The 21,146-nt window shown below is 38.3% G+C and carries 19 protein-coding genes; all 19 read right to left on the bottom strand.

Annotated elements, in window-relative coordinates:
• Positions 1-38: 38 nt before the first annotated feature.
• Positions 39-920 (bottom strand): DNA/RNA non-specific endonuclease, encoded by an 882-nt coding sequence (locus FNL60_RS03360; protein WP_002262935.1) that lies wholly within the window; start codon positions 918-920, stop codon positions 39-41.
• A 41-nt stretch (positions 921-961) separates the two neighbouring features.
• Complete coding sequence (locus FNL60_RS03355; protein WP_002279970.1) at positions 962-1,150, bottom strand: DNA-directed RNA polymerase subunit beta; 189 nt, start codon at positions 1,148-1,150, stop codon at positions 962-964.
• 2 nt (positions 1,151-1,152) lie between these two features.
• Positions 1,153-2,424 (bottom strand): UDP-N-acetylglucosamine 1-carboxyvinyltransferase, encoded by a 1,272-nt coding sequence (gene murA / locus FNL60_RS03350; protein WP_002262937.1) that lies wholly within the window; start codon positions 2,422-2,424, stop codon positions 1,153-1,155.
• 65 nt (positions 2,425-2,489) lie between these two features.
• The gene (locus FNL60_RS03345) at positions 2,490-2,723 is read right to left on the bottom strand and encodes a DUF1146 family protein (protein ID WP_002285829.1); all 234 of its coding nucleotides are present in this window, start codon (positions 2,721-2,723) and stop codon (positions 2,490-2,492) included.
• Positions 2,724-2,994: 271 nt separating this feature from the next.
• Entirely contained in the window at positions 2,995-3,411 is a 417-nt protein-coding gene (locus FNL60_RS03340) for a F0F1 ATP synthase subunit epsilon (RefSeq protein ID WP_002262939.1), read from the bottom strand.
• A 13-nt stretch (positions 3,412-3,424) separates the two neighbouring features.
• Complete coding sequence (atpD, locus tag FNL60_RS03335) at positions 3,425-4,831, bottom strand: F0F1 ATP synthase subunit beta (RefSeq protein ID WP_002264827.1); 1,407 nt, start codon at positions 4,829-4,831, stop codon at positions 3,425-3,427.
• A gap of 25 nt (positions 4,832-4,856) precedes the next feature.
• Positions 4,857-5,735, bottom strand: a complete 879-nt coding sequence (locus FNL60_RS03330) for a F0F1 ATP synthase subunit gamma (protein ID WP_002262941.1) — start codon at positions 5,733-5,735, stop codon at positions 4,857-4,859.
• Positions 5,736-5,753: 18 nt separating this feature from the next.
• Complete coding sequence (gene atpA / locus FNL60_RS03325) at positions 5,754-7,259, bottom strand: F0F1 ATP synthase subunit alpha (RefSeq protein ID WP_002275914.1); 1,506 nt, start codon at positions 7,257-7,259, stop codon at positions 5,754-5,756.
• Between the two features lie 15 nt (positions 7,260-7,274).
• A complete protein-coding gene (locus FNL60_RS03320) occupies positions 7,275-7,811 on the bottom strand; it encodes a F0F1 ATP synthase subunit delta (RefSeq protein WP_002279969.1) in 537 nt (178 codons plus the stop codon).
• Positions 7,811-8,308: a F0F1 ATP synthase subunit B gene (gene atpF, locus FNL60_RS03315; RefSeq protein ID WP_002266145.1), complete on the bottom strand. Its 498-nt coding sequence runs from the start codon at positions 8,306-8,308 to the stop codon at positions 7,811-7,813. The genes FNL60_RS03320 and atpF overlap by 1 nt, the downstream gene beginning before the upstream one ends.
• Positions 8,309-8,325: 17 nt before the next feature.
• Positions 8,326-9,045, bottom strand: a complete 720-nt coding sequence (gene atpB, locus FNL60_RS03310) for a F0F1 ATP synthase subunit A (protein WP_002262945.1) — start codon at positions 9,043-9,045, stop codon at positions 8,326-8,328.
• 29 nt (positions 9,046-9,074) lie between these two features.
• The gene (locus FNL60_RS03305) at positions 9,075-9,278 is read right to left on the bottom strand and encodes a F0F1 ATP synthase subunit C (protein WP_002262946.1); all 204 of its coding nucleotides are present in this window, start codon (positions 9,276-9,278) and stop codon (positions 9,075-9,077) included.
• A 238-nt stretch (positions 9,279-9,516) separates the two neighbouring features.
• On the bottom strand, positions 9,517-11,913 hold the full coding sequence (locus FNL60_RS03300) for a glycogen/starch/alpha-glucan phosphorylase (protein WP_002279968.1): 2,397 nt from the start codon (positions 11,911-11,913) through the stop codon (positions 9,517-9,519).
• Positions 11,914-11,943: 30 nt separating this feature from the next.
• On the bottom strand, positions 11,944-13,374 hold the full coding sequence (gene glgA / locus FNL60_RS03295) for a glycogen synthase GlgA (RefSeq protein ID WP_002262948.1): 1,431 nt from the start codon (positions 13,372-13,374) through the stop codon (positions 11,944-11,946).
• Complete coding sequence (glgD, locus tag FNL60_RS03290; RefSeq protein ID WP_002264832.1) at positions 13,371-14,504, bottom strand: glucose-1-phosphate adenylyltransferase subunit GlgD; 1,134 nt, start codon at positions 14,502-14,504, stop codon at positions 13,371-13,373. The genes glgA and glgD overlap by 4 nt, the downstream gene beginning before the upstream one ends.
• Positions 14,494-15,633, bottom strand: coding sequence for a glucose-1-phosphate adenylyltransferase (locus FNL60_RS03285; RefSeq protein WP_002262950.1), 1,140 nt, complete (start codon positions 15,631-15,633; stop codon positions 14,494-14,496). Before FNL60_RS03285 ends, glgD begins: the two co-directional genes overlap by 11 nt.
• A 25-nt stretch (positions 15,634-15,658) precedes the next feature.
• Entirely contained in the window at positions 15,659-17,545 is a 1,887-nt protein-coding gene (glgB, locus tag FNL60_RS03280; RefSeq protein ID WP_002262951.1) for a 1,4-alpha-glucan branching protein GlgB, read from the bottom strand.
• Positions 17,546-17,761: 216 nt separating this feature from the next.
• Positions 17,762-20,077 (bottom strand): type I pullulanase, encoded by a 2,316-nt coding sequence (gene pulA, locus FNL60_RS03275; RefSeq protein WP_002279967.1) that lies wholly within the window; start codon positions 20,075-20,077, stop codon positions 17,762-17,764.
• 14 nt (positions 20,078-20,091) lie between these two features.
• Positions 20,092-21,135, bottom strand: a complete 1,044-nt coding sequence (locus tag FNL60_RS03270) for a diacylglycerol kinase (protein WP_002262954.1) — start codon at positions 21,133-21,135, stop codon at positions 20,092-20,094.
• Between the last annotated feature and the right edge of the window lie 11 nt (positions 21,136-21,146).

Genomic DNA, 21,146 nt, shown 5'->3' with positions numbered 1-21,146 from the left:
CTGATTTTTTTACTTTTATTTTTAAAAGTACAGCAACATTAATTTGCCTTAACTTGTCCTGTTGCATAATCAAAGGTCAAACCGCTTTGAACATTAGGAATAAAGACATTGAACTCTAGACTGCCATCTGATGATTTGGCTTCTAGATGACTGCCACTGGCTAAGATATCATTGTTGTCATCATAGATAAGAGTCACACGATAACGAACACGCTTATGACTATCCAAAGCTTTTCTAATCAGTGTTTCATAATAATTTTGTCCCCTTGAGTTTGAACTATTGGCTTCATTAGCCCAAGCTGCTTGTGTTGCTACATTTTGAGGATTACTCGTTGAAGCATCAAATCGTTTCAAACCACCAACCAAAGCATAAGCCAATAAGTGTCCACGATCAACCGCGTGATCATAGTCACCCGGCAAATCATAAAGCTGATGCCAGCCTGCTGGCTGCCAATTTGTCCTGCCATTTCCTGTCTCTTGGCGGTTTCGGTACTGACGAGTAGCCTTACTTAACAAAGCATTTGCTACTGTTGGTACTGTCTGTCCTTGAACGATTTTGGTCTGATTACTAGCATACGGTTGGCTAGCAACATCAGCGTTAAGGTCAGTTTTATTATGATTAATAATGAAAGAACCTGCACCACTCCATTCAATTTGTCTACCCAAGGCATTTTTTACTGCATCCGTCATAACAGTATTGGCTAATTCTTGACTGGGAGTCGCTTGATGGCTCATTGAACCATTTGAAAGTATATCCTTGTTTTTACCTGTCAATAATTGGGCAGCCTGCTTTATAGGGTTACTATCAGCAATATGATCACTGGTTGCAATATAAGTACAAACAAATACGCTCAAAGCAGCAAGGAGAGATAAGCATAATTTTTGCTGTTTTCGCTGAGACTTGTTCGTTTTTCTAGTCATAGAAACTCCTCTAAAAATACCATTAAAAAAGTAGGCTAATCCTACTTTCCAGTAAATTTATCAATGATTGACTGCCATTTATCCCAGGATAAGATAGATAAAGGATTTCTACCTTCACCAATAAAACTATAACCAAACATTAGACCGATTGCCAGAAAAATGAGACATAAAAGAGCAATGAGGACAACAAAAGCTAATTGATTCCGAACATATTTCCAACCACTATTCATTCCTATTCTCCATTAACACGGCTAATTGTTGCACCAAGCTTAGTCAGCTTTTCGTGAAATTGATAGTAACCACGATCTAAATGATTTAACTTACCAACAGTTGTTTTACCATCAGCCACCATACCTGTTAAGATAAGGGCAGCACTAGCTCGCAAATCAGTTGACATAACTTGGGCACCTTGCAGTTGTTCGCCACCATGAATCATGGCTGTATCGCGTAAAATTTCTGAAGTGAGCCCCATCCGCCGCATTTCTTCTAAATGTTGAAAACGATTCTCAAAAACTGTCTCGATCATTGTTGATTCACCCTTAACGACTGCCATCAGTGCTGTAAACTGCGCTTGCATATCCGTTGGAAAACCGGGATGGGGCATGGTTTTAACCGTTACAGGTCTGAGTTTGGTCACATCAGATATCACTCGAATTCCTCTTTCTTCTTCAGTGACTTGGACGCCCATTTCTCTTAATTTAGAAATAAGAGGACGATTGTGTTCCCACACAGCATTCTTAACCAAGACATTTCCATTGGTCATAGCCGCTGCAACCATGAAGGTTCCTGCTTCAATACGATCTTGAACAACACTGTGGTCAGTACCGTGCATTTTATCAACACCTATAATGGTCAAGGTTTCAGTTCCTGCACCAATGACTCTGGCACCCATCTTATTTAGAAGATTAGCCAAGTCAACGATTTCTGGTTCACGTGCTGCATTTTCGATAATCGTTGTTCCATCAGCTAAAGTAGCAGCCATCATAAGATTCTGAGTCGCGCCAACACTTGGAAAATCCATGTAAATGTTAGCACCCTTTAAACGATCGGCAGTGGCTGTAATATCACCACCTGTCTGTTGAATCTTTGCTCCCATAGCTTCTAAACCTTTTAAATGCAAATCAATGGGGCGACTGCCAATTGTACAGCCTCCGGGCATAGAAACCTTAGCATGACCATTTCGTGCTAAAATAGGTCCCAAAACAACGATAGATGCTCGCATTTGACTGACATATTCATAAGGAGCCACATCTAAAATATCACCTGTTGCATCTACCAGTATCTGGTTCCTTTCTTCATCAAAATCGACTGCAACATTTAAACCACGTACAACATTGTTCATGGTAAAAACATCAGACAAAATAGGTACATTCTTCAGAAGCGTTTGCCCTTCTGTCGGTAAAATAGCCGCTGCCAATAGCGGAAGAACGGCATTTTTAGCCCCTTCAATAACGACTTCCCCTTTAAGTTGTGTATTTCCGCCTTCAATAATTATTCTATCCACGAATTTCTCCAATTATTATATTTTATTCTTGCATTATACCACAATAAAGACACTATTCGAATAAATTAAATCGCAAAAAAGATATCTTGACTTAACGAAATGACAGACCAGATAAAGGTACTAACCATATAACCAATGACAATGCTAATAAACAACAAAAACAATTTAAGACGTCCTATATTCTCAGAAGCTCGTTTAACAATTTTTCCCCAATCAAATAAATTAATCAGAAGATTGTAAAAAATAGCAATGAATATAAAATGACTCATCAACATGATACTATTTCGTAAAATTTCCATAAGTCTATTATACCAAAAAAGAGAGTGGATAAAAATCGATAGAGCGTCATGAAATGGCGATGTCGATTTTGTCGCTTAGTTTTCGCAAAGTGGATAGGTATCGACATTGTCTGGCGTTCATGGGATAGATAAGATTCAATGATTCCTAAACAGTTAAAGGTTTAAGCCTAAAAATTAAGATGCGAAAATTCCCATCAACCATTGTGTTAAATTAAAACCTCTGTACAACAAAAAAGCTGGAGCACTTTTTGTGCCAGCCTCTTTTTGTTTCTTATTTAGATCCTACATTTATACGGTTAAGAGCACGCCGCAAAGCAACCTGAGCACGTTGAACTTCATCAATACGATGTTGCTCTTTAGCTTCTTCAATTGCTTTTTCAGCACGTTTTTTAGCACGTTCTGCCCGAGAAAGATCGATATCACGTTCACGCTCAGCCGAATCCGCAACAATAGTCACAAGATTGTCTTTAATTTCAATAATGCCACCATTAACTGCAACCCAATCAACATGACTGTCATCATCAATACGTTTAATTTTCATCTCGTGAACTTCAAGGGGTGCAATTAAATTTTCGTGATTAGCCAAAACTCCCAATTCACCATTTGGCGTTTTGACCAAAATGAACTTGGCATGATGATCATATTTTAAACCATCTGGCGTTACAATTTGTACAGTCATTTCTGCCATTTGATCACCTCATTTAAACACCCATCTTCTTGGCTTTTTCAACAACATCCTCAATAGCTCCAACACTTCGGAAAGCATCTTCTGGAAGTTCATCATATTTTCCTTCGAGAATTTCTTTAAATCCACGGACAGTTTCAGCAACAGGAACATAAGAACCCGGCTGTCCTGTAAATTGTTCTGCAACATTGAAATTTTGTGAAAGGAAGAACTGAATCCGACGCGCACGGCCAACCAGAGTCTTTTCTTCATCAGATAACTCATCCATACCAAGAATAGCAATAATATCTTGTAACTCACGATAACGCTGCAAGACATGCTGTACTTCTGTAGCAACATCGTAGTGCTCTTGACCAACTATTTCAGGCGAGAGAGCACGTGAACTTGAAGCTAAAGGATCCACCGCTGGGTAAATCCCCATTTGTGTCAGACGGCGTTCAAGGTTAGTGGTTGAATCTAAGTGAGCAAAGGCTGTAGCTGGCGCAGGGTCAGTATAGTCATCGGCTGGCACATAGATGGCCTGAATTGAGGTAACAGAACCTTTTTTCGTCGATGTAATCCGTTCTTGCAATTGCCCCATTTCAGTTGCCAAGGTTGGCTGATAACCAACGGCTGATGGCATACGGCCAAGAAGAGCTGAAACTTCAGAACCTGCTTGGGTAAAACGGAAAATGTTATCAATGAAAAGAAGCACATCCTGACCTTCTACATCACGGAAGTATTCAGCGATGGTAAGACCAGTAAGAGCAACACGCATCCGTGCTCCAGGCGGTTCATTCATCTGACCAAAGACCATAGCTGTCTTTTCAATAACACCAGATTCTTTCATTTCCCAATAAAGGTCATTTCCTTCACGTGTCCGTTCACCAACACCAGTAAATACCGAAATCCCGCCATGCTCTTGAGCAATATTATGAATTAACTCCTGAATCAAAACGGTCTTTCCGACACCGGCACCACCAAAAAGGCCGACTTTACCACCTTTAAGATAAGGGGCAAGAAGGTCAATAACTTTAATTCCTGTTTCTAAAATCTCAGTTGAAGTTGATAGATCATCAAATGATGGTGCCTTTTTATGAATTGGCTGACGTTCAGCATCTTCTGCAAAAGGTTTATCAAGGTCAATCGTATCTCCAAGAACATTAAAGACACGACCTAGTGTTTCTTTTCCAACCGGAACACTGATAGCACGGCCCGTATCAAAGACTTCAAGCCCACGTGTTAAACCATCAGTTGACTCCATAGCAATGGTACGAACTAGTCCATCACCGAGTTCAAGGGCAACTTCAAGAACAATTCTTTGAGACTTGTCGCCATCTTTATAAACGACCAATGCATTATTAATCTCAGGAAGTTTATCATCTGTCGCAAATGCAACATCAACAACAGGACCAACTACCTGAGCAATTTTGCCTGTGCTCATTTTTTTCTCCTTTTAAAGTATTAGATTAGTCTAGGGCATTGGCACCCGCAACAATCTCTGTAATTTCTTGTGTAATCGCAGCTTGACGCACACGATTATATAGTTTTGTTAAATCTTCAATGACCTTGTCTGCATTATCTGTTGCAGTCTGCATAGCTGTCATACCTGCAGCATGCTCTGCTGTTTTAGCATCAATAATCGCTCCATAAATCAAACTTTCTGCATATTGAGGTAAGAGTTGTTCCAAAATAGCTTCTCGACTAGGTTCTAATTCGAAGTTAGCGACATTATCTTCACTAGCTTCATCTGCATCCAAATCAGAGATAGGAAGCATTTTTTCAACACGAACCTGACTGGTTAAACTATTAATATGATGGCTGTAACAGACATAAAGTTCATCAAAAAGCTCATTTTTGTACATTTCAACAGACTTGGAAATGATACGGTTAACTTCTTCAAAACTGGGATTATCTTCCAACCCACGTAATTCAAAGGCTACTGGAATATGACGAGCTCTGAAAAAGTCCGATCCCATTCCACCAATAGAAATGATGGTGTAATCATCACCCTTTGGATGATAATCTTTAATGGTATCCATAACGGCCTTTAGGATGGTTGAATTGTAGGCACCAACCAAGCCTTTATCAGAAGTAATGACAATATAAGCCGTCTTCTTAATTGGACGTGAAATAAGCATCGGATTGCTGGAACCCTTCCTCAAATCAGAATGTAAAAGATCCGTTGTGATTTGACGAATTTTTGAAGCATAGATTTGAAAATCTTTAGCAGCTTGTTCAGATTTAACCAATTTAGCAGAAGACACCATTTTCATGGCACTGGTAATTTTTCCTGTCTTTTGTGTTGAAGTAATTCTTACCTTGATTTCACTAAGAGAGCCTGTCATACTAGATCCCTCCCATTATTAACTAAATTGTGACTGATCTTTGAAAGTCTGAATGGCTTTGTCCAGCACTGCTTCTTCTGGAAGATCTTTCGTTGTGCGAATCGTTTCAAAGATACCAGCGTCGTGTGAGTCAATGTAATCAAACATATCATCTTGGAAAGTCAAAATATCATCAACAGGAACACTGTCTAAAAAGCCATGTGTCAAAGCATAAAGAATCAAGACTTGTTTTTCAACTGCCAAAGGTTTGTGAAGGCCTTGTTTAAGAACTTCTACTGTGCGACGTCCGCGATTAAGCTTAGCTTGTGTTGCTGAATCAAGATCAGAACCAAACTGTGTAAAGGCTTCAAGTTCACGATAAGAAGCCAAGTCGAGACGAAGAGTTCCTGCAACTTTTTTCATGGCCTTAATTTGGGCAGAACCACCAACACGTGATACAGAAGATCCGGCATCAATAGCTGGACGGATTCCTGAGTTAAACAAATTTTCTTGAAGGAAAATTTGACCGTCAGTGATGGAAATAACGTTGGTTGCAATATAAGCTGAAATATCACCTGCTTGCGTTTCAATAAATGGTAAGGCTGTAATAGAGCCGCCGCCCAGCTCATCAGAAAGCTTAGCAGAACGTTCCAAAAGACGGCTATGAAGATAGAAGACATCCCCAGGATAGGCTTCACGTCCCGGTGGACGGCGCAAAAGCAAAGAAAGTTCACGATAAGCTACTGCTTGTTTTGATAAGTCATCATAAACAATCAAAGCATGTTTGCCATTGTACATAAATTCTTCTGCCATTGCAACACCTGCATAAGGAGCAATGTAAAGCAAAGGTGAAGGTTGCGAAGCCGAAGCTGTCACTACAATAGTATAATCAAGAGCGCCATATTTACGAAGAACCTCTACTTGACTGCGAACAGTAGACTCCTTTTGACCTATAGCAACATAGATACAAATCATATCTTGTCCCTTTTGGTTAATAATAGCATCAATGGCAATTGAAGTCTTACCGGTTTGACGGTCTCCGATAACCAATTCACGCTGTCCGCGGCCAATTGGTACCAAAGCATCAATGGCCTTTATTCCTGTTTGCAAAGGTTCAGAAACAGATTGACGCTGCATGACACCAGGAGCTGCCGCTTCGACAGGACGTGTCGCAGTCGTTTCAATTTCACCCAGACCATCAACAGGCTGACCAAGCGGATTAACGACTCGGCCAATAAGCGACTGGCCGACTGGTACTTCCATAATTTTACCAGTACGCTTAACCGTGTCACCTTCACGAATACTATTAAAATCACCAAGAATAATAATACCGATATCACTAGACTCAAGGTTTTGCGCCATTCCGAAAGTTCCATTGTCAAACTCAAGCAATTCACCGCTCATAGCATTATCAAGTCCGCAAGCACGAGCAATACCATCACCGATATAAGTAACAACACCAGTCTCTGTGACATCAAAATTTGGCTGGAAGTTTTCAATTTGCTTTTTAATTAAAGCGCTAATTTCTTGTGCGTTAATTGCCAAAAATCACACCACTTTCTATTTCAAATTCATTTTTAATTCTTGTAATTGGCTACGAATACTAGTGTCAATTACCTTATTATTTGCTTTAATAATAAAACCACCAATGATTTCATCATCAATTTTTTCAATAAGATTTCGTTTGGTTAGGGCAAATTTCTTTTCAACAAGTGCTGTCAACCGTTCTTTTTGATCATCTGAAAGAGCGACAACTGTCGTTACCTCAATATCAAAGATATGTGTCTTAAGACTGAGCTCTTTCAAAACTTCTTTCATTATAAGATAAAGAAGCTGCTGACGTTCATTTTGTAAGATAATCTCAAGAAACTGTTTCATATAGTTCGAACAAGACTCTTGAAACAGTCTTACAACTTCAGATTTAGCAGACAGATCAATTGCCTTGCTTGCTAAAAAATCTTGTACTTGCTGATCATCAAGAACACTCAAAATTGCTCTAACTTCATCATAGATAATAGGGACTGAATCTCTTTCAAGAGCGACTTCAACAAGACTCTTGGCATAGATCTCAGTCACAGCCTGCGTTTTTTTATCCATTAGGCATCTCCTAATTTGTCTAAGTAGCTATCAATTAAGTCACCTTGAGCTGTCTTATCAAGATTTTTTGCCATAATTTTTTCGGCTAAAAGAACACTAAGATCTGCCACATCTGCCTTAACGCTTGATAGGGCTTCTGCCTTGCTTGTAGCAATATCTTGATTGGCCTTATCTTTTAGACGACCGGCTTCCTCATGAGCTTCTGTTATAATCTTAGACTCTTGAGCTTTACCAGTTTCCTTAGCGTTATCAATAATTTGGGCAGCTTCATCCTTAGCTTGGTTAAGCTCAACTTGACGTTTATTCTCTAAAACCTGAGCATTTTGACGTGAATTTTCAGCATCATCAATATCCTTTGCAATTTTTTCTTCTCGTGTTTTGAAAATAGCTGCCAGCTGAGACCAAGCAAATTTCTTAACCAGAAGTAATAAAAGGATAAAAGATCCTGTCACGATAAGCAAATTGCCTAGACTTGTTCCATTAATAAGTGTTGACATAAATCACTGCTCCTTTCTTAATTGCCTTTAGTATCAATATTGACCTTTTTACCAATATAAGTCGTCGTTAAAAGAACAAAGACATAGGCTTGTATTCCTGAGATGAAAATAGAAAATCCAATCCAAGCCATGTTAAGCAGAAAGGCTATTGGTGTCGCATACGGGCTAAAATCAGCAAACTGTACCAAAAGCGCCATAACAACTTCACCAGCATAAATATTACCATATAAACGAAGAGACAGTGAAATAATATTCGTTAGTTCTTCTAAGAGATTCATAGGCAACATAGCTGCTGTCGGTTCTAAATAATCCTTTAAGTATGTTTTCAAGCCATGCTTACGAATACCTTCAAAGTGACAGATTACCGCCACCATTAAAGAAAGACCAAAATCAACTGCAAAATTTGCTGTTGGGGAAGTCCATAAATTATAATCTTTAACTTGAATCTTTGTTAATAAACCAATATTGTTAGCAACAAAAACAAAAAGGAAGAGACAAAAAGCAAATAGGCTGTAATTTTTAGTATAAGAACCTAAATTAGGCTTGATAATTCCAAGGACAAAATCATAGATCCATTCTAAAACATTTTGTCTGCCCGTAGGCTTTATTTTCAGATGGCGGCTTGTCCAAAAGACAAATAAGAATGCAATAAGAACAACTAAGAGAGACATCATCAAGATGGTTAAGTCAAACTCAATACCTAAGAATTTAACCGTTGGATTTATTGTTTTTTCCAACTCTAATTCCCCCTTTTCTTATTATGAAATCAGCCAACAAAGAATGTTGAAGCAAGAAGCACGAAAAAGGTACCTTCAATAAAGGCAACACCCATAATCATGAGCGTTTGTAATTTACCATACATTTCAGGCTGACGAGCTGCAGATTTTGCAATATTAGCAACTAAAATTCCTTCACCAAGGCTAACGCCTAAAACAGCAATCCCAAGTGCTAAAATCTTTAAATTCAACATAATGAATTCTCCTTCAAAATTTTTTTACTTGTTTAGTTTAGTCCTATTTTGCAGGTTTGTCAATGAAAACAAGAAATTTGGTTGCGTTTTCTTAGACTTTTCCTAACCTATTCTTTTAAATTATCAATAGCACTTCTCAACATTATAGAAGACGCTTTTAATTCGATTACTTATCTTATAAATATTAGGTCAAAAAAGAGACTTAGACGCTTTTGTCTAAGTCTCTTATTGGGAAGGCTTAAATTTCTAAATGCCAAATTTCTTTAGCATATTGTGTAATCGTATCATCTGAAGTAAATTTATCAGAGTTAGCAATATTACACAAACTCATACGCGACCAAGTTTCTTTATCACGATAAAGAGCATCAATCTTTTCTTGAGCCTGCACATAGGCTATGAAATCTTCAAGTAAGAAATATTCATCATTATGGGTAATCAGGGCTTCATAAATTTCAGTCCCTTCACTTTGACTATTAGGAATCGTTCCATTGATAAAGGTATCAACAACACGTTTGATAACAGGATTAGATTCATAGACACCGCGTGAGTAATAATCATGATTTTCATAATGACGGTAGACATCATCCTTGGTCATACCAAAGATGACAATATTCTCATCACCAACTTCATCTTTGATCTCAATATTAGCACCGTCAAGCGTTGCTAAAGTAACAGCACCCGTCATCATGAATTTCATGTTAGACGTTCCGGAGGCTTCCTTGGAAGCTAGAGAGATCTGTTCAGAAACATTGGCTGCTGGAATGATAAGTTCCGCTAGACTAACATTATAATTTTCAAGAAAGACAACTTTGAGTTTTCCTTGAAGGCTTTCATCGCTATTAATAAGATTGGCTAATTCATTAATAATTTTAATCACAGATTTGGCAAAATGATATCCCGGTGCTGCTTTGGCTCCAAAGATAAAGACACGCGGAACCATATCAAGATTTGGATTATCCTTTAGATCCCAATACAATTTCACAATATGAAGAACATTTAGTAGCTGACGTTTATAGGCATGCAGACGCTTAACTTGTACATCAAAGATAGCATCTGTTGAGACCTCCACGCCTGTTGATTCTTTTATATAAGCAGCTAATTTTGCCTTGGCATCTTGTTTAACCTGATAAAAATGATCAAGTACAGCAGAATCATTGGCAAAATCATTTAACTTTCTCAATTCGTGAATATCTGTGCGCCAGCTATTACCAATCATTTGATCAAGCGCTGCAGATAATTCTGGTGCTGCAATTTGTGTCCAACGACGCTGTACGATACCATTAGTCTTATTGTTGAATTTTCCAGGATAAAGGGTATAGAAATCATGCAAGGTATCTTCTTTGAGCAGTTCTGTATGAAGCTTCGCAACACCATTAACAGAGTGACCGCCAATGATAGCCAAATTTGCCATATGAATTTGATTATCTTTAACAATGCGAGTATTTTCAATAATTTGAGGATCAATGCCTTTTTGGGCTAAACCAGCAACAAAACGGTTATCAATTTCCAGAATAATTTGATAAACACGAGGCAAGACATTCTTGAAAAGCCCAGCATCCCACTTTTCAAGAGCTTCTGAAAGAATAGTATGGTTAGTATAACTCATCGTTTGCACAGTCGTTTCCCATGCTTGATCCCACTTAAGATCGTATTCATCAATCAACAACCGCATAAACTCAGCAGGTGCTACTGCTGGATGGGTATCATTGATATGAACAGAAATTTTTTCGTGAATTCTTTCTAGCGGTAAACCTTGTTTAAGATAAGATTTAATAATGGTTTGTAAACCAGCACTTGTCATAAAGTATTCTTGAATCAAGCGTAACTCTTTACCTTCATAATTAGAATCATCCGGGTAGAGAATAGCCGTAATATTTTTAACACGACGACGTGATTCCAGAGTTGGGTAATTCAATTCACATTCTTCAGGAATCTCAACATCCCAAAGACGCAAATTATTAATGTTATCATTACCAAAACCAATTTGCGGAACATCATAAGGAATAGCACGCAGGATTTGTGCGCCATCATAAACCGGAACAATGCGTCCTCTTTCATTAGCCTGCAAATAAACATTGCCAAAAAGTTTTACTTCAACAGCATCATGATCCTTACGTGTCTCCCAAACATTGCCGACAGAGCCAAACCAAGAGTCTGGCAGTTCCACCTGATAACCATCAACGATACGTTGCTTAAAGAGACCATATTTATAACGAAGGCCATTCCCAAAACCAGGATAACCAGTTGTTGCTAATGAATCCATAAAGGCTGCTGCCAGACGGCCGAGACCGCCATTACCAAGTGCCATATCATGTTCAGCATTTTTAACGTCCTCAAAATTGACACCAAGTTCAGCAAACCCTTCCTTAACCGTATCTAAGATACCTAGATTAAGTAAATTAGTTTCCAGCATACGTCCGGGAAGAAACTCAATTGAAAAATAATAAGCTACCTTCTGCTGATTTTGGGAAATCTTGCGATTTCTTTCTAACCAAAGCGGCGTATAATATTTACGAACAACTTTAGCCAAAGAAGCAAAAAGTTCCGTCGGTGTTGCTTCAGGTATCTTAATTAATTGCTCTTCATGCAGAGTGTCTTTAAAGTCACGAATGAATTTTTCCTTTGTTAGTTGCATTTTTTTCCTTTCATAAGGGACAGAACTAGCCTAAGCTAGTTCTTTATATAGATGTTCATAAGATTGACTGGCTGTATCCCAAGAGAAGTCAGTTGTCATCGCATTTTTTTGGAGAATTTTCCAGTCTTCTTTTCTATTATAATAGACATCTAGCGCAGCTTCAAGCGTTTTGGTCAGCCAATAACCTGAGAAGTCTTGGAAACCAAAACCTGTTCCTGTCTTTTCAAACTCATTATAAGGAATAACAGTATCCCGAAGTCCGCCTACTTCATGTACAAGCGGTAAGGTACCATAACGCATAGCCATCATTTGTGACAAGCCACAAGGCTCAAATGCACTCGGCATTAAGAAAATATCGCTGGCAGCATAAATTTGCTGAGCTAATTCTAAATCAAAAGTGATATTGGCTGACATTTTGTCTGGATAAGCATGACCGAACCAAGCAAAAGCATTTTCAAAATCAGCATAGCCTGTTCCTAGTAAAACAATCTGTAAATCCAGTTGCATCATTGTATTAAGTTGATCAACAACCAACTGAAAACCCTTCTGATCTGTCAGACGAGAGACAATACCAACCAAAGGAACATCCTCACGTACTGGTAAACCAACACGCTCCTGCAAGGCTGCTTTATTTTTAGCTTTACCTGACAGATCATCTTTTGAAAAATGCACTGCCAGATGTGGATCTGTTTCCGGATCAAATAAGTCCGTGTCAATACCATTGACAACACCACTTAACTTACCTGATTCCATCCGCATAATTTGATCCAGTCCTTTACCAAATTCAGGAGTCATAATTTCTTTAGCATAAGATGGTGAAACAGTGGTGACACGATCTGCATAGAGCACCGCTGCCTTCATCCAGTTGAGGCAATCATTCCACCGCAGCGTCCCATCACGATAACGCTCATCACCAACTCCAAAAAGCTCTCCTAACATAGAAGGATTGAATTGACCTTGAAACTCGATATTATGAATGGTAAATACTGTCTTAATCCCATGATAAGCATTAATCCAATGGTATTTTTCCTTTAGCAAGTAAGGAATCATGGCGGTGTGATAATCATGGACATGAAGAATATCCGGAATAAATTGAATTTTTTCCATAGCTTCTAAAGCAGCTAATTGGAAGTAAGCAAAGCGTTCACCATCATCAAATTCACCATAGATTTGACCACGATAAAAATAATGCTTATTGTCAATAAAGTAAAAGTCAACGCCATCTCTGAAGATATGTTTGATACCAACATATTCACGACGCCAGCCGACATTGGTGAAAAAGTAGAACAGATCTTCTATTTGGTCACCAAATTTAGCATCAACAACATCATAATAAGGAAGGATAACACTGACTTCATTATTATTTTTCACAAGGGATTTGGGCAAGGCACCAATAACATCGCCCAGACCGCCTGTCTTTGCAAAAGGAGCCCCTTCCGCTGCTACAAATAAGATTTTCATTGAATAATATCCTCAACAACTTCACTTGCTTTTGCGATAACAATAGGTTTATCTCCCGTACCGCGAATGGTTACTCCAGGAGCAATCTTAACATTTTTATCAAGAATAGCATTCTCTACTACTGCACCATCACCAATGCTTACTTTAGGGAAAACAACACTGTTAACAACACGGGAATGATTAGCAATATGGCAGTTGCGCGAAATAATGGAATGATCTACAGTTCCTTTGATGATGCTTCCTGAAGCAAACTGAGCATTTTTTACAGTCGAATCCACTGCAAAATAGGTCGCTTCTTCATTTTTGACCTTAGTATAAACTTTTTGGTTAGAATAAAGCAAGGAATAAAATTTTTGAGATTCCAGCATATCCATATTGGCATTGTAATAAGACTGGATAGAAGAAATATTAGCCAAATAACCAGTGTATTCAAAAGCAAGAGCTTTCTCAGCTACTGTCAAATCACGCAATAAGAAACGAAGATTAATCGGTTCTTCTTTTTGATTTTCTTTTTCCATCTGCTCAATCAACCAAGAGGTATTCACAATATAGATACCAGCAGACATTTTTTCTGTTTCATTACCAGACTGACTATCACGGCGTCCCGTAACAGTATCCGTTTCATCAATTTCTAAAATGTCATTAGCTGCAGAAATAGCATTGATTGGCAATTTTTTATAAACAACTGTTATATTGCGTTTATTAGCATTATGCAGATGAATCACTTGCTGCAAGTCAATATTACACAGAATATCACAAGACATGTAAATGGTTTGATCAGAACCTGAACGTTTTAAATAAGTCAAGATTTGATCATAATAATCCTTATCGGCATAAATACTATCTTCTGGTGTATTATAGAAACCTAGGAAATAATGACTTAAGAGTGTATTAAGACCCCATTCACGACCGCTTCTGATATGATCAAAAATAGAACGAATATTTTGTCCACGGAAAATACCATAAACACTTCGAATACCAGCATTTGCTAAATTTGATAATTGAAAGTCAATTAAGCGATATTTACCATCAAAAGGCAGATTTGCCAAGGGACGCGTATCTGTTAATCCTTCCATTTCTGGGAATCCGATAGCACTTCCTAGAATTGCAGAATATTTATCAATCTTCATTTGGAACCCCCACTACTTCATTATAACCAATAACTTGGACTTCTTCAGTACCATCAATCTCAACGTCTTCACCAATCTTGGCTCCTTCGCCAACAATGGCACGTGTAATTTTAGCACCTTCGCCAATAACAGCACCACTCATAATAAAGGAATCCTTGATTTGGGCACCTTCTTTGACCTGAACATTGGTTGACAAAATAGAATGTTCAACCTTACCAGAAACAAAACAGCCATCTACAACTAAAGAATCTTTTACATGAGCTTCTTCGGTGATAAAGTTTGGCGGTGCGATTAAGTTTTTTGAATAAATCTTCCAAGAACGATCACGGCTGTGAAGGTCATTGTCTTCGCCAATATACTCCATATTAGCTTCCCAGAGTGATTCAATGGTCCCAACATCTTTCCAATAGCCGTTAAAATTATAAGTATAAACACGCTCACCTGACTCAAGATAAGCAGGAATGACATTTTTACCAAAGTCAGACATATCAATATTGTTCTTTTCAGCATCAACAAGCATGGTCCGTAAACGATCCCAATTGAAAATATAAATTCCCATTGAAGCTTTGGTTGATTTTGGCTGTTCTGGTTTCTCTTCGAACTCAACGATACGGTCATTGGAATCCGTATTCATAATACCAAAACGACTAGCCTCTTTAAGAGGTACATCGATAACTGCAACTGTCAAGCTGGCCATATTATCTTTGTGGGTTTGAAGCATATCATCATAGTCCATCTTATAAATATGATCACCCGACAAAATAAGAACGTACTCAGGATTAATACTATCAATATAATCAATATTTTGGTAAATCGCATGGCTGGTTCCTTGGAACCAACGATTGCCTTCTGTTGCAGAATAAGGTTGAAGAATTGTTGCCCCAGAATTAATACCATCCAAACCCCAGCTTGAGCCATTTCCAATATGACTATTAAGAGCCAGTGGCTGGTACTGTGTAATAATACCAACATTATTGATGCCTGAATTGGCACAATTTGAAAGTGCAAAATCAATAATACGATAACGCCCGCCAAACTGGACAGCAGGTTTTGCAATGCTTTGCGTCAATTTTCCAAGTCGTGTCCCTTGTCCCCCAGCAAGAATAAGAGCTAACATTTCATTCTTCATATGCATTTCCTTCCCAAATAAGTTTTTACTTTCTCAAACGACGTTTTATTTTCCAAATACTAGCACCCAAGGCTGGCAAAGTGAAGCTGAGCGTATTTTCATATTCCTTCCACAAATTTTTTTGTGTTTTGACTGTCATATTGTGCTCTTTCCAAACTCCACCAAATTCCTCAAGTTCAGTATTCCATACTTCTTCATATATACCCGCAACCGGAACGCCTATTGTAAAACCTTTGCGTTCCACAGGAACCATATTGAAGACACAGACTAATAGATCTCCCTTCTCATTTTTTCTGATAAAAGACAAGACACTTTCATCAACATTATCAGCATCAATAATTTCTAAACCATCATAACTGGTGTCCAATTGCCAGAGTACCTTATGATCTTTATAAAATTGATTGAGTTGGCTGGTAAAATCTTGCATTTTAAGATTAAGTCCATCCTCTTCCTCAAGATTAGTCCACTCAAGGGCATGGTCATATTTCCATTCTAAGAATTGGCCAAATTCACTTCCCATAAAGAGCAGTTTTTTACCAGGATGGCAGATTTGATAAGTATATAAATTTCTCAGACCAGCAAATTGATTATAACGATCCCCCCACATTTTATGCATCAGACTCTTTTTGCCGTGCACAACTTCATCATGTGAAAATGGTAAGATAAAATTTTCGGAAAAGAGATACATAAAACTAAACGTCACAAGGTTAAAATCGTATTTGCGATAAATTGGATCTTCTTCATAGAATTTCAAAATATCATTCATCCAACCCATATTCCATTTATAGTCAAATCCCAGACCACCTTCTTCACGCCTGCCCGTAATCTTAGTTGTAGCTGTTGACTCTTCTGCAATCATCATTACATCTGGATGAGCTAATTTGAGCACTGTATTTAAACGCTGCAAAAAATAATAACCTTCTAGATTGCGATTGTTACCTTCTATGTTAGGCTGCCAAGGCCCTTCGTCATAATCCAAATAGAGCATATTGCTGACAGCATCAACACGAATACCATCAATATGATAGAAATCTATCCAAAATTTAGCACTAGAAATCAAGAAAGATTGAACTTGATTTTTACCCAAATCAAAATTAAGAGCTCCCCAACGATAATTATGGGCACGGTCATGATCCTGATACTCAAAGGTCGGTGTCCCATCAAAATAAGCCAGAGCATCATCGTTTTGTGTAAAGTGACCAGGCACCCAGTCAACAATGACACCAATATTATTAAGATGACAGGCTTCAACAAAATCCTGAAACTGTTCTGGAGTACCATAGGTGTGCTCAAAGGCAAAGAAGCCCATCAATTGATAGCCCCAGCTCATGCCCAAAGGATGAGCCATCAAAGGCATGAATTCAACATGTGTATAATTCATCTTTACTAAGTAAGGAACCAATTCATCCTTTAATTGTTCAAAGCTATAGGGACTTCCATCTTCATTTTGCTTCCAAGAACCCGCATGAACTTCATAAATATTGACTGGCCTTTTAAAGAATCCCCAGCGTTTACGGCGGCCCAACCAAAGACCATCTTTCCATTTCTTTTCAGGAATGGTTCTGATGAGAGAACCCGTTCCCGGACGCTCTTCCAAATAAATAGCAAATGGATCCATCTTTTCAACAATTTGCCCACCTTGTCGCTTCACAAGGTATTTATATATATGGCCTTCCTTAGGTAAATCCGTAAAGACTTCCCAAACGCCTGCCTCATTTTTATCCATTTGTAAGGGATTATCAAACCAGCCAGTAAAGTCACCAATAAGATGAAGATCCTCAGCATTTGGCGCCCAAACCCTGAAAATATAACCCTTTACGCCATTTTTTTCAGTTTCATGAAATCCAAAGTAGTGTTGTGCATGAAAGTTTTCTCCAGTTCCAAATGTTCTGAGTGCTTCTCTCTCATTCATTGTATCACCTCCTCTTTTATATCGCTTACCAAATCCTTCTGACAGAAACGCTCAATTAGCAATTTATCTTCCTTTATTGCTGCATTCGTTCCGTTTATCTTATACCAACTAGGAGTATTTCCAGACTTTTGACTGTGCTGCATTCATTGGACTATTCCACCATTTAAAGAAAACAAATTGCTATAAGAAAACAAAAATAATCCAAGAAAACTTGGATTATTTTTTTAATTCAAAGACCGTAGCTGTCAAATTTTCAAGTTGTCCACTCAATTTATGAAAGCGTTTTATATTTGTTAATATTATATCATACTTTTCATCTTGTGTCATATCAATTTTAGCGTTTTTTTCACTAACATTGAAAATTAATTTGAAAATTTTATCGTGGCTACTTATGCTGACAATCACTAAGCCAGATCCATATTCTGCTGACTCAACATAAACATGCTTACGGATGTCCTCATAGGTCTGATAAGAAAAAGCCTCTTCTTGTGTTTTTAAACGAATTAATTCTTTAACAAAATTAACGGTTGACTTATAAAGTGTTACATTATTCCAGTCAATTTGATTAACCTCATCGGGGGCATTATAACTATTCATTGCGCGTTCTTTATCAGCATGGGTTAATTCCCCATCTGGACCCGTTGGAAACAGCTTAGTTCGTAAAAATTCCTGTCCTAATTCAATGAAGGCCATTCCCTGCATCAAAATCCCCAGACTATTTGCCAGCTCAACGCGTTTAATATGAGTTGTTTTATCATCTTCAGGATGTAATTCTATAAGCAGATCATTAAGGTTATAATTGTCATGTGCCTCTACATAATTGAGTACTTGGTTCGGTACCAAATAAGAACTTAATTCGTCACTGCCTAACATGCCCTTGGCAATTTTATTCTCAGTAGGCTCTCCTGATACAAAACCGCGTTTGAAATCGCCGTAAACTTCAGCACCCTTAATAGCATTTCTCACATCGTCATTGAAAAAACCAATACGCGGCATTTGATAAGCATTATCTTTTTTAGCCTTATCTTCTGGCATGAGCCCTATTCCCATATCCCAACCTTCACCATAAAGCAAGATATTTGGATCGATAGCATCAACAGCCTGACGAATAGCATTCATGGTTTCAACATCATGAAGCCCCATCAGATCAAACCGAAAACCATCAATATTATAGGCTTGAATCCAATAAAGAATGGAATCAATCATGTATTTCCTAAACATTTCTTTTTCACTAGCGGTCTCGTTTCCACAGCCCGAACCATTTTGCAAGGAACCATCATGATTCATACGATAATAATAATCAGGCACTGCCAGCTGAAAAGCAGAATCTGTGGAAGAATAGGTATGGTTGTAAACCACATCCATAATGACACCAATACCTGCATCGTGATAAGCCTGAACGAGCTGTTTTAATTCTAAAATGCGAGTGGTTGGTGCATGAGGATTGCTCGCAAAGCTAGCTTCTGGAACATTATAGTTTTCAGGATCATAACCCCAATTATAGGCGTAAGAGCCATCTTCATTGAAGGTCTGGTGATGATCAAAAACAGGCTGCAGCTGCACGTAATTAATACCTAAACTCTTGAGATAATCAAAACTTGTTTGATCGCCATATAAATTTTTGGTTCCTGTTTCAAAAGCACCTAAGAATTTGCCGCGATTTTCATGCCTGACACCTGAAGTTTCAGATTTAGAAAAATCTCGGATATGCATCTCTGCTATCACCGCTTGGTTAGGATTGCTAAGACGCCAATTAGCCTCTTGCCTGTGTTTGACTTTAAAACCTTCCGGTATTAAATCAGTATCAGCAATAACAACTGAACGTTTCCCGTCAGCCGTTACAGCAATAGAATAAGGATCTCTTGTATCACGAAAAATACGTCTGCGATAATAAACACGGTAACGATAAGCATGATAATTCAAGTCACCTTCGACTGTACGCTTCCAGACCCCATGTGTATTTTTTGTATGATCATCAGGGGTTCTGTTTTCCCCGCGCTTCATTTTTAAAACCTTGAGAACACTTGATTTCTCACCAGTTGAACTGTAAATAATTAATTCAACCCGTCTAGCAGTTGGTGCCCAAAGCCGAAATTCAGTTTTATCTTCTTGATAAGAAAAACCAAGCCAGCCTTGAAAACCCCATTCATAATCAAAACGCTTACTATTGACAGCCATATCAAAAGCATGCGGCTGACGTTGATTATAAGCATGGCTTGCAACTGCTGCTTGCCATGAATAATAAAGCGTATCATCCCCTTGAACAATCCAAACCTCGCTTTTAGACAGACCAGGATTGCAATTAATACTAAAATCAGGTGTTCTAACGGACCAGTCAGCATTTTTGACAATCAGATAGACTTGACTTTGAAAAGTGTCAGACTCATACACGAGATTTCCAACAATTCCAAAATTATCAAAACGTGAGAAAGAGGCATCCCTTCCCATCTGTCCGCTCTGCCATTGCCATAAGCTAAACTCAAAATAATTTTCTGTATTACTATGGTAATGTACGACTACGGTATGTTTCATGTCTTTTTACCTAACTAATCTTGCTCTTTTGTTTTATCCATCTCATCCAGACTTTCTGCTTCTCTCGCAAATTTCTGGGCAATTGCTTCTAGCACCAGTTCTTCTGTATCAAGAGTAATCGCATCATCTGAAATTTCATCTGTATTAGCAAAGAATTCAATATGATTTTTTAAATTGCGCAATTCAATCGGTGCATCACCGCCGTACTCTCCATCAAGGTTAATCATCATCCGCTTAGGAGGATTCCCTTGAGGAATAATTTTAAGGTAACTGGTTTTAATATACTCGATCTTTTTGTGATTAATATGCCGCCCACCTGTCAAAACAAGACGAATAAGATCTGTTAATTCAAAAAGATTAGCCGTTTTAACTAAGATGAGCGTAAACTTACCATCATCCAACTTAGCATCTGGAGCAATCGTTTCAAAGCCTCCAACAGAATTGGTTAAAGCTACAAAAATCATGGAAGCTTCACCTTCAAAAACGCCATGATCATAAAAGACCTTGACAGGGACATTTCGAACACGTGGTAAGAGCTCCGCCCCCTTGACTAAGTAGGCGAGATAACCAAACATTGTCTTTAGCTGGCTAGGCACACTATAGGTCAATTCTGTCAAACTGCCTGCTGCGGCAATATTAATGAAATATTTGTCATTATAAGCCCTACCAATATCCATATGAATGGTCTGGTTTTTACCAATGAGCTTAGTTGCTTCAACAGGATTGCCACGGGGGATTTTAAGAGCACGAGCAAAATCATTGGTCGTCCCCGTTGGAATAATAGCCACTTTAGGACGTCTTTTCAGAGGTGCAATCCCGCTGACAACCTCATTGATAGTGCCATCACCTCCGGCAGCAATGACTAAATCAAACCCTGCTTGACTGGCACGTGCAGCTTCATTTTTAGCAGAATCTGCTCTGGGCGTGGTCTGAAAGGCACTCGTTTCGTAGCCAAAGCTCTCTAAGATATCTAAAACTTCTGCTACATTTTTCTTCATGATTTCTTGACCTGAAGTTGGATTGTAAATTAAACGTGCACGTTTTTGTTTTCTTACCATTTCTCTCTCCT

It is taken from the genome of Streptococcus mutans (assembly GCF_006739205.1).
Lineage (GTDB): Bacteria > Bacillota > Bacilli > Lactobacillales > Streptococcaceae > Streptococcus > Streptococcus mutans.
Note: the sequence above shows the minus strand (reverse complement) of the source record. Positions and strands in the feature narration are given on the sequence as shown.

Coding starts and splice junctions, on each gene's coding strand:
- atpF (WP_002266145.1), bottom strand. CDS start 8,308: ATGTCAACACTTATTAATGGAACAAGTCTAGGCAATTTGCTTATCGTG.
- FNL60_RS03285 (WP_002262950.1), bottom strand. CDS start 15,633: ATGAAGAATGAAATGTTAGCTCTTATTCTTGCTGGGGGACAAGGGACA.
- FNL60_RS03345 (WP_002285829.1), bottom strand. CDS start 2,723: ATGGAAATTTTACGAAATAGTATCATGTTGATGAGTCATTTTATATTC.
- FNL60_RS03270 (WP_002262954.1), bottom strand. CDS start 21,135: ATGGTAAGAAAACAAAAACGTGCACGTTTAATTTACAATCCAACTTCA.
- pulA (WP_002279967.1), bottom strand. CDS start 20,077: ATGAAACATACCGTAGTCGTACATTACCATAGTAATACAGAAAATTAT.
- FNL60_RS03330 (WP_002262941.1), bottom strand. CDS start 5,735: ATGACAGGCTCTCTTAGTGAAATCAAGGTAAGAATTACTTCAACACAA.
- glgD (WP_002264832.1), bottom strand. CDS start 14,504: ATGAAGATTGATAAATATTCTGCAATTCTAGGAAGTGCTATCGGATTC.
- glgA (WP_002262948.1), bottom strand. CDS start 13,374: ATGAAAATCTTATTTGTAGCAGCGGAAGGGGCTCCTTTTGCAAAGACA.
- FNL60_RS03305 (WP_002262946.1), bottom strand. CDS start 9,278: ATGTTGAATTTAAAGATTTTAGCACTTGGGATTGCTGTTTTAGGCGTT.
- FNL60_RS03355 (WP_002279970.1), bottom strand. CDS start 1,150: ATGAATAGTGGTTGGAAATATGTTCGGAATCAATTAGCTTTTGTTGTC.
- FNL60_RS03360 (WP_002262935.1), bottom strand. CDS start 920: ATGACTAGAAAAACGAACAAGTCTCAGCGAAAACAGCAAAAATTATGC.
- FNL60_RS03320 (WP_002279969.1), bottom strand. CDS start 7,811: ATGGATAAAAAAACGCAGGCTGTGACTGAGATCTATGCCAAGAGTCTT.
- glgB (WP_002262951.1), bottom strand. CDS start 17,545: ATGAATGAGAGAGAAGCACTCAGAACATTTGGAACTGGAGAAAACTTT.
- FNL60_RS03300 (WP_002279968.1), bottom strand. CDS start 11,913: ATGCAACTAACAAAGGAAAAATTCATTCGTGACTTTAAAGACACTCTG.
- atpD (WP_002264827.1), bottom strand. CDS start 4,831: ATGAGCACAGGCAAAATTGCTCAGGTAGTTGGTCCTGTTGTTGATGTT.
- FNL60_RS03340 (WP_002262939.1), bottom strand. CDS start 3,411: ATGGCAGAAATGACTGTACAAATTGTAACGCCAGATGGTTTAAAATAT.